This window comes from Mycobacterium sp., assembly GCF_050700595.1.
Taxonomy (GTDB): Bacteria; Actinomycetota; Actinomycetes; order Mycobacteriales; family Mycobacteriaceae; genus Mycobacterium.
The window spans coordinates 1-13,296 of record NZ_JBOHHI010000119.1 but is presented as its reverse complement, the minus strand read 5'-3'; the positions used below and the strand labels follow the sequence as shown (position 1 = coordinate 13,296).

The window sequence follows — 13,296 nt, the reverse complement described above, 5'->3', positions numbered from 1 at the left end:
CGGGGTCGAGCCGGTGACGAATCGCCGTGGCCAGAGCTAGCTGGCGGCGGTTGAGCGACCCTGACGAGACGCTGACCACCGAGCCCAGCTACGCGCTTGTCGGTGTGCTGCGCATCCCGGGAAGCCAATCCAGCCCCGTTCGTGTCATCTCGCGCCGGGTGCTCCTTGCCGTGGGGGCGTTGTTCGCAGCCACCGTGATCGTCTACGTCGATCGCGGCGGCTATCGCGATGCGAACAACGCCCACCCGCTGACCTTCGTGGATTGCCTGTACTACTCGGCGGTGTCGCTGTCGACGACCGGGTACGGCGACATCACCCCCTACACCCAAACCACCCGCATGATCAACGTGCTGATCATCACGCCGTTGCGGGTCGCGTTCCTGATCGTGCTGGTCGGTACGACCCTCGAGGTGCTCACCGAGACGTCCCGGCAGGCACTGAAGATCCAGCGTTGGAGGAACAGAGTGCGCAACCACACCGTGGTCATCGGGTATGGCACCCAGGGCAAGACGGCGGTCGCCGCGATGCTGTCCGACGAGGTCCCGGCCGGCGACATCGTCGTGGTCGACACCGACCAAAGCGTTCTCGACCACGCCAGCGCTGCAGGGCTGGTGACGGTGCACGGGGACGCCACCAAGTCCGATGTACTGCGGTTGGCCGGGGCCCAGCATGCGGCCTCGATCATCGTGGCCACCAGCCGCGACGACACCGCGGTGCTGGTCACCCTGACTGCCCGGGAAATCGCACCCAACGCCAAGATCGTGGCGTCCATCCGGGAGGCCGAAAACCAGCATCTGCTACGGCAATCAGGCGCGAACTCGGTGGTGGTGTCGTCGGAGACCGCCGGCCGGCTGCTCGGCATCGCCACCACCACGCCCAGCGTGGTGGAGATGATCGAAGACCTGCTGACACCGGCGGCAGGGTTTGCCATCGCCGAGCGCGAGGTGGAGCCGACCGAGGTGGGCGGCTCGCCGCGGCACCTGAGCGACATCGTGCTCGGCGTGGTTCGCGACGGACGCCTGTTGCGTGTCGACGCGCCCGAAGTCGACGCGATCGAGGTTGGCGACCGGCTTCTGTTCGTCCGCAATGTGGGGAAATGACGTTGGATTTCCAGTTGCAAAGCATTCCGCTGCTGTCGCGTATCGGCGCGGATCGGGCCGATCAGTTGCGCACCGACGTCGAGGCGGCCGCCGCCGGCTGGGCGGACGCGGCCCTACTGCGGGTCGACTCGCGCAATCAGGTGCTGGTGGCCGGCGGCCGGGTGGTGCTGGGCGCGGCCAGTGCGCTGGCCGACAAACCGCCGCCGGATGCGGTGTTTCTGGGCCGTATCGACGGTGCTCGGCATGTGTGGGCGGTGCGCGGTCCGCTGCAAGAGCCCGACGATCCCGACCTGCACGCCGAGGTGGCGGATCTTCGCCGGTCGGGTCCGTTGTTCGACGACAGCAGCGCGCAGTTGGTGTCATCGGCCATGGCGCTGCTGAATTGGCATGACAGAGCCCGGTTTTCCGCCACGGACGGCTCGCCGACCAAGCCGGCCCGGAGCGGTTGGTCGCGGGTCGATCCGCTGACCGGTCACGAGGAGTTCCCGCGGATCGACCCGGCGGTGATCTGCCTGGTCCACGATGGCGGCGAGCGCGCGGTGCTGGCCCGCCAGACGGTGTGGCCGCAGCGGTTGTTCTCGCTGCTGGCCGGTTTCGTCGAGGCCGGCGAGTCGTTCGAAGCCTGCGTGGCCCGCGAGGTCCGCGAGGAAATCAGCCTGGCGGTGCGCGACGTTCGCTACCTGGGCAGCCAGCCGTGGCCGTTCCCGCGCTCGCTGATGGTCGGCTTCCACGCGGTCGCCGATCCGGATCAGGAGTTCTCGTTCAACGACGGGGAGATCGCCGAGGCGGCGTGGTTCACCCGCGATGAGGTGCGCGCCGCACTGGCAGCCGGCGATTGGGGAAGTCCGTCGGAGTCGAAACTGCTGCTGCCAGGGTCGGTTTCGATTGCCCGGGTGATCATCGAATCCTGGGCGGCCGCAGGCTGAGGCTCACCGCAAGCTATCCGGCCAGCTCCGCCAGTTTGGCCTTGACTTCGCGGGCGGCCGGGTTGGTCAGCGTCGACCCGTCCGCGAATTTCACCGTCGGAACGGTCTTGTTGCCGCCGTTGACCGAGCCGACGAATTCCGCGGCCGCGGCGTCTTTCTCGATGTTGATCTCGTCGTAGGAGATTCCGGTGGCCTTCAGCATCGCCTTGAGGCGGTAGCAGTAGCCACACCAGGGCGTCGTGTACATGGTCAGCGAAGCACTCATACGCCGTTAAACATAACCGAGGTAATCGGTATTGCCCCGGCGTGGCGTTGCCCCGGCTCTGTCAGCACTCACTGCCAAGATGGACGCCATGCCGGTGATCGCGGACGCCCTGACTGCCGGGCTCGATGACGAGCAGCGCGAGGCGGTGCTGGCGCCCCGCGGGCCGGTCTGCGTGCTGGCCGGGGCCGGTACCGGTAAGACCCGCACCATCACGCACCGCATCGCCCAGCTCGTGACCGCCGGCCACGTCGCCGCCGGTCAGGTGCTGGCGGTGACGTTCACCCAGCGCGCGGCCGGCGAAATGCGGTCCCGGCTGCGCGCACTGGGCGCCGCGGCGGGCAGCGGTGTGGGGGGTGTGCAGGCAATGACCTTTCACGCCGCCGCGCACCGTCAGCTGCGCTACTTCTGGCCGCGGGTGGTCGGTGACACCGGCTGGCAGGTCTTGGACAGCAAGTTCGCCGTGGTCGCCCGCGCCGCCAACAGCGCCGGGCTGAAGCCGAGCACCGAAGACGTACGCGATCTGGCCGGTGAGATCGAGTGGGCCAAGGCGTCGCTGATCTCCCCGGAGCAGTACCCGGACGCGGTAGCCGCGGCCGGCCGCGACGTTCCATTGGACGCCGGGCAGATCGCCGCCGTGTACACCGGCTACGAGACCCTCAAGGCCCGCCACGACGGCGGCGCCCTGCTCGACTTCGACGACCTGCTGTTGCACACCGCTGCCGCGATCGAAAACGACACCGGCATCGCCGAGGAATTCCGCGGCCGGTATCGCTGCTTCGTCGTCGACGAATACCAGGACGTCACCCCGCTGCAGCAGCGGGTGCTGTCAGCGTGGCTGGGCGAGCGGGACGACCTGACCGTCGTCGGCGACGCCAACCAGACCATCTACTCGTTCACCGGCGCGTCCCCGCGCTATCTGCTGGACTTCTCCCGGCGGTTCCCGGACGCCACGATGGTGCGGTTGGAGCGCGACTACCGCTCCACGCCGCAGGTGGTCTCACTGGCCAACCGGGTGATCGCCGCCGCCCGCGGCCGGGTGCCCGGCAGCAAGCTGCACCTGGTCGGTCAGCGGGCTCCGGGCCCGGCGCCGTCATTTCAGCAGCATCCCGACGAAGTCGCCGAGGCCGCCGCGGTGGCCAAGTCGATCTCGCGGCTCGTCGAGGCCGGTACCGCGCCGGCCGAGATCGCGGTGCTTTACCGGGTCAACGCGCAGTCCGAGGTGTATGAGGAGGCATTGACCGAAGCCGGTATCCCATATCAGGTCCGCGGCGGCGAGGGATTCTTCAGCCGCCAGGAGATCCGGCAGGCGCTGCTGGTGTTGCAGCGGGCGGCCGGACGCGAAGGAGTCGACGGTGCACTGCCCGACGGCGGCGACCCGCTGCCCGACGAAGTGCGCGGGCTGCTCGAACCACTCGGGTTGACAGCCCAACCGCCGCCAGGCATCCGGGCCCGCGACCGTTGGGAGGCGCTGACCGCGCTGGCCGAGCTGGTCGACGAGGAGGTGGCGCACCGCCCGGCGCTGGATCTTCCCGGTCTGGTGGCCGAGCTTCGGATGCGTGCCGACGCCCGCCACCCGCCGGTGGTGCAGGGCGTCACCCTGGCCTCGCTGCACGCCGCCAAGGGGCTGGAGTGGGATGCGGTGTTTTTGGTCGGACTGGCCGACGGCACGCTGCCGATCTCGCACGCGTTGGCGCACGGCCCCACCAGCGAGCCCGTCGAGGAGGAGCGCCGGCTGCTCTACGTCGGTATCACCAGGGCCCGGGTGCATTTGATGCTCAGCTGGGCCTTGTCGCGAACCCCCGGTGGCCGGCAGAGCCGCAAGCCGTCGCGGTTCCTGGCAGGGATCGCCCCGCAGACACAGCCCGATCCCGCCCCGAGCCGGCCGCGACGTAGCCGCCGCACGGCGCAGCGGTGCCGGATCTGTAACAACCTGCTGACGTCTCCGGCGGCCATCATGCTGCGCCGATGCGAGACCTGTGCCGCCGACATCGACGACGAGTTGCTGCTGCGGCTCAAGGACTGGCGACTGCGCACGGCCAAGGAACTGAACGTCCCGGCTTATGTGGTCTTCACCGACAACACGCTGATCGCGATCGCCGAGATGCTGCCCTCCGACGACGCCGCGTTGGTCGCGATCCCCGGCATCGGCGCCCGCAAGCTCGAGCAGTTCGGTCCGGATGTGCTGGACCTGGTCCGCAACCGGGAAAGGCGCAGCTCAGAAAATCGCTTGTGAAGCCCGGCTGCTACCGTTTAACCTCGAAGCCGCAGTTTTGCGGGCAGCGCCCGGAAAGGAGGGAGCCACGATGATCACCATGCACGCGTTCGGTGTAGGCCCGGCCTCCGTCGGCTCTCACCATGCCGCCCATGCGGCGGCTGCCGCCGCCGCAGCCGGTGCGTCCGTGGATCGGGGTTCGCCCTAGGTTCTTGAAGTAATAGCCCCCGATGGCCACGGACCCGACGTCACAGGGATCCGTGGCCATAGCTTTTCCAGTCGGCAGCCCGCCACCTGGTCCGGATCCCGCAAAGACCGCCACGGCCAGGAAGCAGGTGAACAGGACATGTCGACTCTGGAGTTGCCGTGTAATCGCGATCCCGATCTGTGGTTCGCCGAAAGCCCGGCCGACCTGGAGCGCGCCAAAGCGTTGTGCGCCGACTGCCCGATCCGCCGGGAATGCCTGGCGGAGGCGTTGGAACGCGGAGAACCGTGGGGCGTGTGGGGCGGCGAGATCCTGCACCGCGGCTCGGTCCTCGGCAGCAAGCGCCCGCGCGGGCGTCCGCGCAAGGATGTCATCGCTGCTTGACGCGTTCAGACCACCGCCGTGTCCGGTTCGGCGAAGCCGGGGATCAACTCCTCCGACAGCGCCCTGGTCGGAACGTGCGCGTCCAACTGACACATGATCGCGACTCCCGACGCGATCACCCTCAGCGGCATCGCCAGCTTTGGCGGTAGATCCATTTGGCGCGCCGTTCTGATCTGCGCGACCGACCGGTCCATCTGGCCGAGGGTCATCCGTTGCAGCCATTTACGCGTGTAATGGAAGACCTCGACCTCGACCGGTTCGACGTACTGGCGCAACATGTCGTCGATATCGCGGACGGAGACCTGCTCGCCCTTCTGGATGAACCCGGCCCGCTCCATAGTCGGCAGCAGCAGGTCGTAGTTGCGTTCGCGGGCCAGCCGGATTGTCATCCCCAGCTCGACGGGGAAACCGCCGGGCAGTGGTGCGACCGCGCCGAAGTCGATGACACCCATCCGGCCATCGGGCAGCAACATGAAGTTTCCCGGGTGGGCGTCGCCGTGCATCATCTCCAGCCGGCGCGGGGCGTCGAAGGTCAGCTCGGCCAGCCGGGTACCCATCAGGTCACGTTGCTCGACGGTTCCGTTGCGGATGATCTCCGCCATCGGGATTCCCTCGATCCACTCCTGGATCACGACCTTGGGGGCGCTGGCCACGATGTGAGGCACCACGAAATGCGGGTCGTTCTGATAGGCCTTGGCGAACGCTCGCTGGTTGTCGGCCTCCAGCCGGTAGTCGAGCTCCATCTCGGTGCGCGAGATCAGCTCGTCGACGATTCCCTTGACATCCACGCCGGGTGCGAGCTGTTTGACCACCCCGACCATGCGCCGCAAGGTCTTCAGGTCGCCCCGCAACGCTTCGTCGGCGCCCGGGTACTGGATCTTGACGGCGACCTCGCGCCCATCCGACCACACCGCCTTGTGCACCTGGCCGATGCTGGCCGAGGCCCTGGGGTTGTCGTCGAAAGAGTTGAACCGATCCCGCCATTTGGTGCCGAGCTGGGCATCGAGCACCCGGTGCACCTTGTGCGCCGGCAGCGGCGGAGCATCCTTCTGCAGCTTCGTCAGCGCTTCGCGGTAGGGCTCGCCGAACTCCTCGGGGATGGCGGCTTCCATTACCGAGAGCGCCTGGCCGGCCTTCATCGCGCCACCCTTGAGCTCGCCCAGGACGGTGAAGAGTTGATGGGCGGCCTTCTCCATCAGCTCGGCGTTGACTTCGTCCTGGGACTTGCCGGTCAGGCGTTTGCCGAACCCGAGCGCTGTCCGGCCGGCGATGCCGACCGACAGCCCGGCCAGCTTCGCGTTGCGGGCCGCGCGCCCGCGTTTGATGTCTGTCACAGAACCATCATCCATGACGGCAAGCTGAACGCCCGCATCGATCTGGCAACAAGTGTTTTCAGCATGAACACAGTGGATGCCTGGCCCAGTGCCGCGCCACGATCGAACCGGCATGGATGTCGAACTCCAGGGTGGCGTTCAACGCGGGGGGCGGTTCGGGGTCAGGTGTGGGGGAGCCGAGCACGGCCCCGATCACCCGGTGGACTTGACTGAGCGCCAGCGCCGTCGTCGCCAGCAGTGTTGCCCGGTCCGCGGTGCCGACGGTGTCGCGCAGCTGCGCGGCGACCGCCGGCCACGCCGCGTCGCGGTCCCTGCGGTGCAGGTCCGCGCAGCCCAGACAACTGGTGACACCGGGAATGACCAACGGGCCGACCAGCCCGGCGCCGTCGCGCACCCGCACCGAAAGGTGCGGGACGCGCTGGCTGTGCAGGTCGCGCACCATCCGAGGGTCGGCAACCAGGTAGTCCGACAAGACCACGAGGTCGACAGCGGTCACCACGGCATGTGGCTGGCTGCTTCGCTTGATTCGGGCGCCCGAGCAGCGCAGCGCCTCGGCGAGCAGATCCGACAGCGGTCCGCGGCCGTGGATCCGCACCGAGGCCGACCGGCCGCGCGGTCGCCCGCATTCGGTCACCACCCCGGCGCCGACCAATTGCGCGACCAGGCTTGTCAGACCGCCAGCGTCGGTCAAGCCGCGGTCGAGGGCGCGGCGCTGCAACTCCGATAGCGGGGTCGGTGACCACATGGACCGCAAGAGCGTGGCCAGCTCGGCGGCGGCCAGGCCACCGGGTGGCCGGACCAGCACCGCCCGCCGAGGATCCCAGCCCACCTGCACCGCGCCGTCGGGCCGCAGCAAGACCGGCAGCGCCGGATCCAGCGCATAGGTAGACAGCACGGCCGATGACACCGCTGAACTGTGTCACGCCGGAGGCGATGGCCTCGGTCCGTTATCCACAGAGCCGCCCTCGCCGGGGTCGTTGCGCTTCTCGAACTCGGCGATCGCCTCATCGATTCCGCTGGTGTCGCCACCGATGACCCGGTCGATGAACGCAGCCGGGTCGTCGAGATCGGCGGACTCCGGCAGCAGATCGGGGTGCTGCCACACCGCGTCGCGGGCGTCGGGCCCCGCGGCCTGGGTCAGCCGCTCCCACAGCACGGCGGCTTCCCGCAACTTGCGTGGCCGCAGCTCCAAACCGACCAGCGTGGCGAACGTCTGCTCGGCGGGTCCGCCGGTGGCCCGGCGTCGGCGCAACGTCTCGCTCAGTGCGGCGGTCCCGGGGATGCGGTCGCCCAGCGCCGCGGTCACCACCGTCTGCACCCAGCCTTCGATCAACGCGAGCAGTGTCTCAAGCCGTTCGAGTGCCTGGGTCTGTTCCGGTGTCGCCTTGGGCTCGAATACGCCCTGGTGCAGCAGCTCTTCCACGGCGGTCGGATCGGTCAGTGACGCGGGGTTGAAATCGCGTGCCAGCTCCTCGATTCCGGCCATATCGATCTTCATGCCCCTGGCGTAGGCCTCGACGGCGCCGAGCAGCTGACTGGCCAGCCACGGCACGTGGCTGAACAGCCGGTGATGGGCCGCCTCCCGGGCCGCCAGGAATGTCACGATCTCGCTGCGCGGCTGCTCGAGCCCGGCGGCGAAGGATTCCACGGCGTCGGGCAGCAGCGCCGCTATGCCTTTGGGTCCCAACGGCAAACCGACGTCCGTCGACGTCAGCACTTCGCGGGATAACCGGCCCAGCGCCTGGCCGAGCTGCGAGCCAAACGCCATACCGCCCATCTGCGACATCATCGATAGCAGCGGACCGGCCATGTTCTTGGCCTCGTCGGGCAGCGCCGCCTCCCATACGGTCGCGATCTGCTGGGCCATCGGATCGCACAGCCGCTTCCAGGTCTGCAGGGTGCCCTCGACCCAGTCGATCGGAGTCCAGGCGACGGCGTTGGTGGTACCGGCCGGCAACGAGGTCACCCCGTCCAGCCACGTTTCGGCCAGGTGTACCGCGTCGGAGATCGCGGAGCTGGTGGCGGCCGCGATCGGCGCCACGAACCCGATCGAACTCGACGCCACCTGGCGGGCGAGCTCGTAGTTCACCGGACCGGACGACTTGCCGGTGGCCATGACGTTGCCGGCGCCGCTGAACATCTGCCCGAGCCGGGTGAAGATCTGACCCAGGTCGGCCATGTCGAAATCACCGCCCGGGCCGGACGCGCCGAAGGGGTCGGTTGGTCCCGAGCCGGCGTCGGGATCGTTTTTCCCGCGCTTGTCGCGATCGGGGTCGTCTCCGCCGGAGAAGCCGAAAGGCAGGTCAGCCATGAGCTCAACCGTACCCACCGGTGATGCAGGTGGGGGCTGGCGCGGTCACGCTCTCAGTGAACGGGGCCCGACGCCCGGTGAGGATGCCCGCCGTTCGACGGCGTGAGCTGCGGCCGGGCCATCTCGCCCGTTTAGGGTAGGCCGGGTGAACAGACGGATTCTGACGCTGATGGTGGCGCTGGTGCCGGTCGTGGTGTTCGGTGTGCTGCTCGCGGTGGTGACGGTGCCGTATGTGTCGCTGGGGCCGGGTCCGACGTTCGACACGCTTGGCGAGGTCGACGGCAAGCAGGTGGTCGACATCCAGGGCACCCAGACGCATCCGACCACGGGTCACCTGAACATGACGACGGTGTCCCAGCGCGACGGTCTGACGCTGGGTGAGGCTTTGACGCTGTGGCTTTCCGGGCAGGAACAGCTGATGCCGCGCGACCTGGTCTACCCGCCGGGCCAGTCGCGGGACGAAGTCGACAAGGCCAACAACGCCGAGTTCACCCGGTCGGAGGACAACGCCGAGTACGCAGCGCTCGGGTACCTGAAGTACCCGCGGGCGGCCACCGTCATGGAAGTGCAGAATCCCAGCCCCTCGACGGGCCAGCTACAGGCCGGCGACGTGCTGGATGCGATCGATGGAACGCCGGCGGCCGACGCGGAACAGTTCACCTCTTTGCTGAAGAACACCAAACCCGGTCAGCAAGTGGTGATCGGTTACCGTCGTGATAACGAGCCGGGAACAGCACGAATTTCGTTGGGACACAATAAAGACCGTAGCTACGGCTTTATGGGGGTAATGGTTTCCGACCAGCCCGTCGCGCCCTTCCGTATTGATTTCAACCTCGCCAACGTGGGCGGCCCCTCGGCGGGGCTGATGTTCAGCTTGGCCGTCATCGACAAGCTCACCACCGGCGACCTGGCCGGCTCGAAGTTCGTCGCAGGGACAGGCACCATCAAACCCGACGGCAGGGTGGGGCCGATCGGCGGCATCGTCCACAAGATGATCGCCGCCCAGTCGGCCGGTGCGACGGTGTTTCTGGTCCCCGCGAAGAACTGCTACGAGGCGAGCTCGGACAAAATGCCGGGATTGCAGCTGGTCAAGGTCGATGACCTGGGCCAGGCGGTTGATGCGCTGCACACTGTGACGTCGGGCGGCCAGCCGCCGAGCTGTTAAGCCCGGCGAGGCGGGCAGGCGGACCCAGCGGATGCGTACAGTTGTGACCGTCGAGACAACCCCTAAAAGTAGGAAAGCCCACTGTCAACATCGAGCAGGGAGCGTAACTGGTGGGAATGCGGCCCGCGGCAAGAATGCCGAAGCTGACTCGGCGCAGCCGGATCTTGATTGCGATCGCCTTGGCGGTGATTGTGCTGCTGCTGGTCGGACCCCGCTTGATCGATGGGTACGTCGACTGGCTGTGGTTCGGCGAACTGGGCTACCGGTCGGTATTTACCACTGTGTTGTTCACCCGCTTGGTGGTCTTCCTGGTGGTGGGGCTGGTGTTGGGCGGCATCGTGTTCGGCGGACTGGCGCTGGCCTATCGGAACCGGCCGGTGTTCGTCCCGAGCAACGGCAACGATCCGGTGGCGCGGTACCGCACCGTGGTGATGTCGCGATTGCGGCTGATCGGCATCGGCATCCCGGCGATGATCGGCCTGCTGGCCGGCGTTATCGCGCAGACCTACTGGGTACGGGTTCAGCTGTTCCTGCATGGCGGTGACTTCGGGATCGACGACCCGCAATTCGGTCGGGACCTCGGCTTCTACGCTTTCGATCTACCGTTTTACCGGCTGGTGCTCAGCTACCTGTTTGTGGCGCTGTTTCTTGCGTTCGTGGCGAACTTGTTGGCGCACTACGTGTTCGGCGGCATCCGACTGTCCGGACGTACCGGCGCGCTGAGCCGCCCGGCACGTATTCAGTTGATCAGCCTGGTGGGCGTCTTGGTGCTGCTCAAGGCGGTCGCCTACTGGCTGGACCGCTTTGAGCTGCTTTCGCACACCCGCGCGGGTAAGCCGTTCACCGGCGCCGGGTACACCGATATCAACGCGGTGTTGCCCGCCAAGCTGATTTTGCTGGCCATCGCACTGATATGTGCGGGTGCTGTGTTCTCTGCGGTCGTCCTGCGGGACTTGCGGATTCCGGCGATCGGTCTGGTGCTGCTGCTGCTGTCGTCCTTGATCGTCGGTGCCGGCTGGCCGCTGATCATCGAGCAGATCAGCGTCAAACCCAATGCCGCGCAGAAGGAAAGCGAGTACATCGGCCGAAGCATCACCGCGACCCGGCAAGCCTACGGCCTGACCGAAGACGTTGTGAGCTACCGCAACTACAGCGGCGACGGTCGGGCAACCGCCCAGCAGGTCGCCGCCGACCGCGCCACGACGTCGAACATCCGGCTGCTCGATCCCACGATCGTCAGCCCGGCGTTCACCCAGTTCCAGCAGGGCAAGAACTTCTATTACTTCCCCGACCAGCTGTCCATCGACCGCTACCTCGACCGCGACGGGAACCTGCGCGACTACGTCGTCGCGGCCCGTGAACTCAACCCGGACCGGCTGATCGACAACCAACGTGACTGGATCAACCGGCATTCGGTATACACGCACGGCAACGGATTCATCGCTTCACCGGCCAACACCGTACGCGGAATCGCCAACGACCCCAACCAAAACGGTGGCTACCCGGAATTTCTGGTCAACGTCGTCGGCGCCAACGGCAGCGTGGTGTCCGACGGTCCGGCACAGCTCGACCAGCCCCGGATCTACTACGGGCCGGTGATCTCGGACACGCTTGCCGACTACGCGATCGTCGGACGCAACGGCGCGGACCGCGAATACGACTACGAAACCAACACCGAAACGAAGAACTACACCTACACCGGTAGCGGCGGTGTGCCTGTCGGCAGCTGGATGTCGCGCAGTGTGTTCGCTGCGAGGTTCGCTGAGCGGAACTTCTTGTTCTCCAACGTGATCGGGTCCAACAGCAAGCTTCTGTTCAACCGAGACCCGGCACAGCGGGTCGAGGCGGTGGCGCCCTGGCTGACCACCGACAGCGCGGTGTACCCCGCGATCGTCAACAAGCGGGTGGTGTGGATCATCGACGCCTACACCACGCTGGACAACTACCCGTATTCCGAACTGACCTCGTTGTCGTCGGCCACCGCCGACTCCAACGAGGTGGCGTTCAACCGGCTGGCCCCCGACAAACAAGTCTCCTATATCCGCAACTCGGTGAAGGCCACCGTCGACGCCTACGACGGAACGGTCGCGCTGTATGCCCAGGACGAGCAGGACCCGGTGCTCAAAGCGTGGATGAAGGTCTTCCCGGGCACCGTGAAGCCGAAGGGTGACATCACGCCCGAATTGGCCGCGCACTTGCGCTATCCGGAGGACCTGTTCAAGGTGCAGCGGATGCTGCTGGCCAAATATCACGTCAACGACCCGGTGACGTTCTTCTCCACGTCGGATTTCTGGGACGTGCCGTTGGACCCGAACCCGACTGCGAGCAGCTACCAGCCGCCGTATTACATCGTCGCGAAAAACATTCTCAAGGGCGATAATTCGGCGTCGTTCCAGTTGATCAGCGCGATGAACCGATTCAAGCGCGACTACCTGGCCGCCTACATCAGCGCCAGCGCCGATCCGGCGACCTACGGAAAGATCACGGTGCTGACCATCCCCGGGCAGGTCAACGGGCCGAAGCTGGCCAACAATGCGATCACCACCGACACCGCGGTGTCGCAGGATCTCGGTGTGATCGGGCGCGACAACCAGAACCGGATCAAGTGGGGCAATCTGCTCACGCTGCCGGTGGCGCAGGGCGGGCTGCTCTACGTCGAACCCGTGTATGCCTCTCCGGGTGCCAGCGATGCGGCCTCGTCGTACCCGCGGCTGATCCGGGTGGCGATGATGTACAACGACAAGATCGGGTACGGCCCCACCGTGGGCGACGCGCTCACCGGGCTGTTCGGGCCCGGCGCCGGCGCCACCGCAGCCGAGATCGCGCCCACCGACTCCGGTGCACCGGCCAGTCCGCCGCCGGGAAGCTCGTCGCCGGCCGATTCGGCGCCGACGGTCGCATCCCCGCCGGCTGCCGCCGCCGTCCCGCCGTCGCCGAACGGGGCAACGTCGTTATCCCCCGCGAAGGCCGCTGCGCTCAAGGAGATCCAGACCGCGATCGGCTCGCTGCGCGACGCGCAGAAGAAGGGCGACTTCGCCGACTATGGAGCCGCGCTGCAGCGGCTCGACGACGCGATCACCAAGTTCAACAGCGCCAAGTAGCTGTTCCCCGCGAGCGTGCGCGTCCCCGGCCGCCGGCTTGTCTGCCGGGTTTGCGCACGTTCGCCGAGCAACCTAGCGGCTCAGCCCGCGATTTGGCGGGCACCGCCGGCGTTCGGTAGCCTTACGTTTACCCGTCGCGGGGTGGAGCAGCTCGGTAGCTCGCTGGGCTCATAACCCAGAGGTCGCAGGTTCGAATCCTGTCCCCGCTACCAGGTAAAACGGCCTTCGGAGAATTCTCCGGGGGCCGTTTTCATGCCCATTGGGAACACTTTTGGGAACATTAGCGCCGCTAA

At 67.1% G+C, this 13,296-nt stretch carries 10 protein-coding genes and 1 tRNA gene; 7 read left to right on the top strand and 4 right to left on the bottom strand.

What is annotated here, in order from left to right; genetic code table 11:
* Nucleotides 1–26 precede the first annotated feature (26 nt).
* Nucleotides 27–1,100: a potassium channel family protein gene (locus tag ACRDTL_RS11635; RefSeq protein ID WP_431506860.1), complete on the top strand. Its 1,074-nt coding sequence runs from the start codon at nt 27–29 to the stop codon at nt 1,098–1,100.
* Nucleotides 1,097–2,026, top strand: a complete 930-nt coding sequence (nudC, locus tag ACRDTL_RS11630; protein ID WP_431506859.1) for an NAD(+) diphosphatase — start codon at nt 1,097–1,099, stop codon at nt 2,024–2,026. Before ACRDTL_RS11635 ends, nudC begins: the two co-directional genes overlap by 4 nt.
* Nucleotides 2,027–2,039: 13 nt before the next feature.
* Here the strand turns inward: nudC and mrx1 are convergent, their stop codons facing one another.
* Entirely contained in the window at nt 2,040–2,291 is a 252-nt protein-coding gene (gene mrx1, locus ACRDTL_RS11625) for a mycoredoxin Mrx1 (RefSeq protein WP_431506858.1), read from the bottom strand.
* Between the two features lie 88 nt (nt 2,292–2,379).
* Here mrx1 and ACRDTL_RS11620 point away from each other — a divergent pair, with 88 nt between their 5' ends.
* Nucleotides 2,380–4,524, top strand: coding sequence for an ATP-dependent DNA helicase UvrD2 (locus ACRDTL_RS11620; RefSeq protein ID WP_431506857.1), 2,145 nt, complete (start codon nt 2,380–2,382; stop codon nt 4,522–4,524).
* A gap of 325 nt (nt 4,525–4,849) precedes the next feature.
* Nucleotides 4,850–5,092 (top strand): WhiB family transcriptional regulator, encoded by a 243-nt coding sequence (locus ACRDTL_RS11615; protein WP_431506856.1) that lies wholly within the window; start codon nt 4,850–4,852, stop codon nt 5,090–5,092.
* Between the two features lie 5 nt (nt 5,093–5,097).
* Here the strand turns inward: ACRDTL_RS11615 and ACRDTL_RS11610 are convergent, their stop codons facing one another.
* From ACRDTL_RS11610 to ACRDTL_RS11600, 3 genes are read right to left on the bottom strand one after another with little or no spacing between them, the layout of a single operon-like run.
* A complete protein-coding gene (locus ACRDTL_RS11610; RefSeq protein WP_431506855.1) occupies nt 5,098–6,441 on the bottom strand; it encodes a macrolide-binding ATPase MABP-1 in 1,344 nt (447 codons plus the stop codon).
* A 43-nt stretch (nt 6,442–6,484) separates the two neighbouring features.
* Nucleotides 6,485–7,333: a cyclodehydratase gene (locus tag ACRDTL_RS11605; RefSeq protein ID WP_431506854.1), complete on the bottom strand. Its 849-nt coding sequence runs from the start codon at nt 7,331–7,333 to the stop codon at nt 6,485–6,487.
* A 12-nt stretch (nt 7,334–7,345) separates the two neighbouring features.
* Nucleotides 7,346–8,755 carry a zinc-dependent metalloprotease gene (locus ACRDTL_RS11600; protein ID WP_431506853.1) on the bottom strand — a complete coding sequence of 470 codons (1,410 nt, stop codon included), beginning with the start codon at nt 8,753–8,755 and terminating at the stop codon, nt 7,346–7,348.
* A 127-nt stretch (nt 8,756–8,882) separates the two neighbouring features.
* Between ACRDTL_RS11600 and ACRDTL_RS11595 the strand changes: the two genes are divergently transcribed.
* From ACRDTL_RS11595 to ACRDTL_RS11585, 3 genes are all read left to right on the top strand, one after another.
* The gene (locus ACRDTL_RS11595) at nt 8,883–9,902 is read left to right on the top strand and encodes a YlbL family protein (RefSeq protein ID WP_431506852.1); all 1,020 of its coding nucleotides are present in this window, start codon (nt 8,883–8,885) and stop codon (nt 9,900–9,902) included.
* 110 nt (nt 9,903–10,012) lie between these two features.
* Nucleotides 10,013–13,003, top strand: a complete 2,991-nt coding sequence (locus tag ACRDTL_RS11590; RefSeq protein WP_431506851.1) for a UPF0182 family protein — start codon at nt 10,013–10,015, stop codon at nt 13,001–13,003.
* 135 nt (nt 13,004–13,138) lie between these two features.
* Nucleotides 13,139–13,215, top strand: a tRNA-Met gene (locus ACRDTL_RS11585).
* Nucleotides 13,216–13,296: the final 81 nt, after the last annotated feature.

Bases quoted from the DNA above. Each gene is read 5' to 3' on its own strand.
- nudC (WP_431506859.1), top strand. From the start codon at position 1,097: ATGACGTTGGATTTCCAGTTGCAAAGCATTCCGCTGCTGTCGCGTATC.
- mrx1 (WP_431506858.1), bottom strand. From the start codon at position 2,291: ATGAGTGCTTCGCTGACCATGTACACGACGCCCTGGTGTGGCTACTGC.
- ACRDTL_RS11620 (WP_431506857.1), top strand. From the start codon at position 2,380: ATGCCGGTGATCGCGGACGCCCTGACTGCCGGGCTCGATGACGAGCAG.
- ACRDTL_RS11615 (WP_431506856.1), top strand. From the start codon at position 4,850: ATGTCGACTCTGGAGTTGCCGTGTAATCGCGATCCCGATCTGTGGTTC.
- ACRDTL_RS11610 (WP_431506855.1), bottom strand. From the start codon at position 6,441: ATGGATGATGGTTCTGTGACAGACATCAAACGCGGGCGCGCGGCCCGC.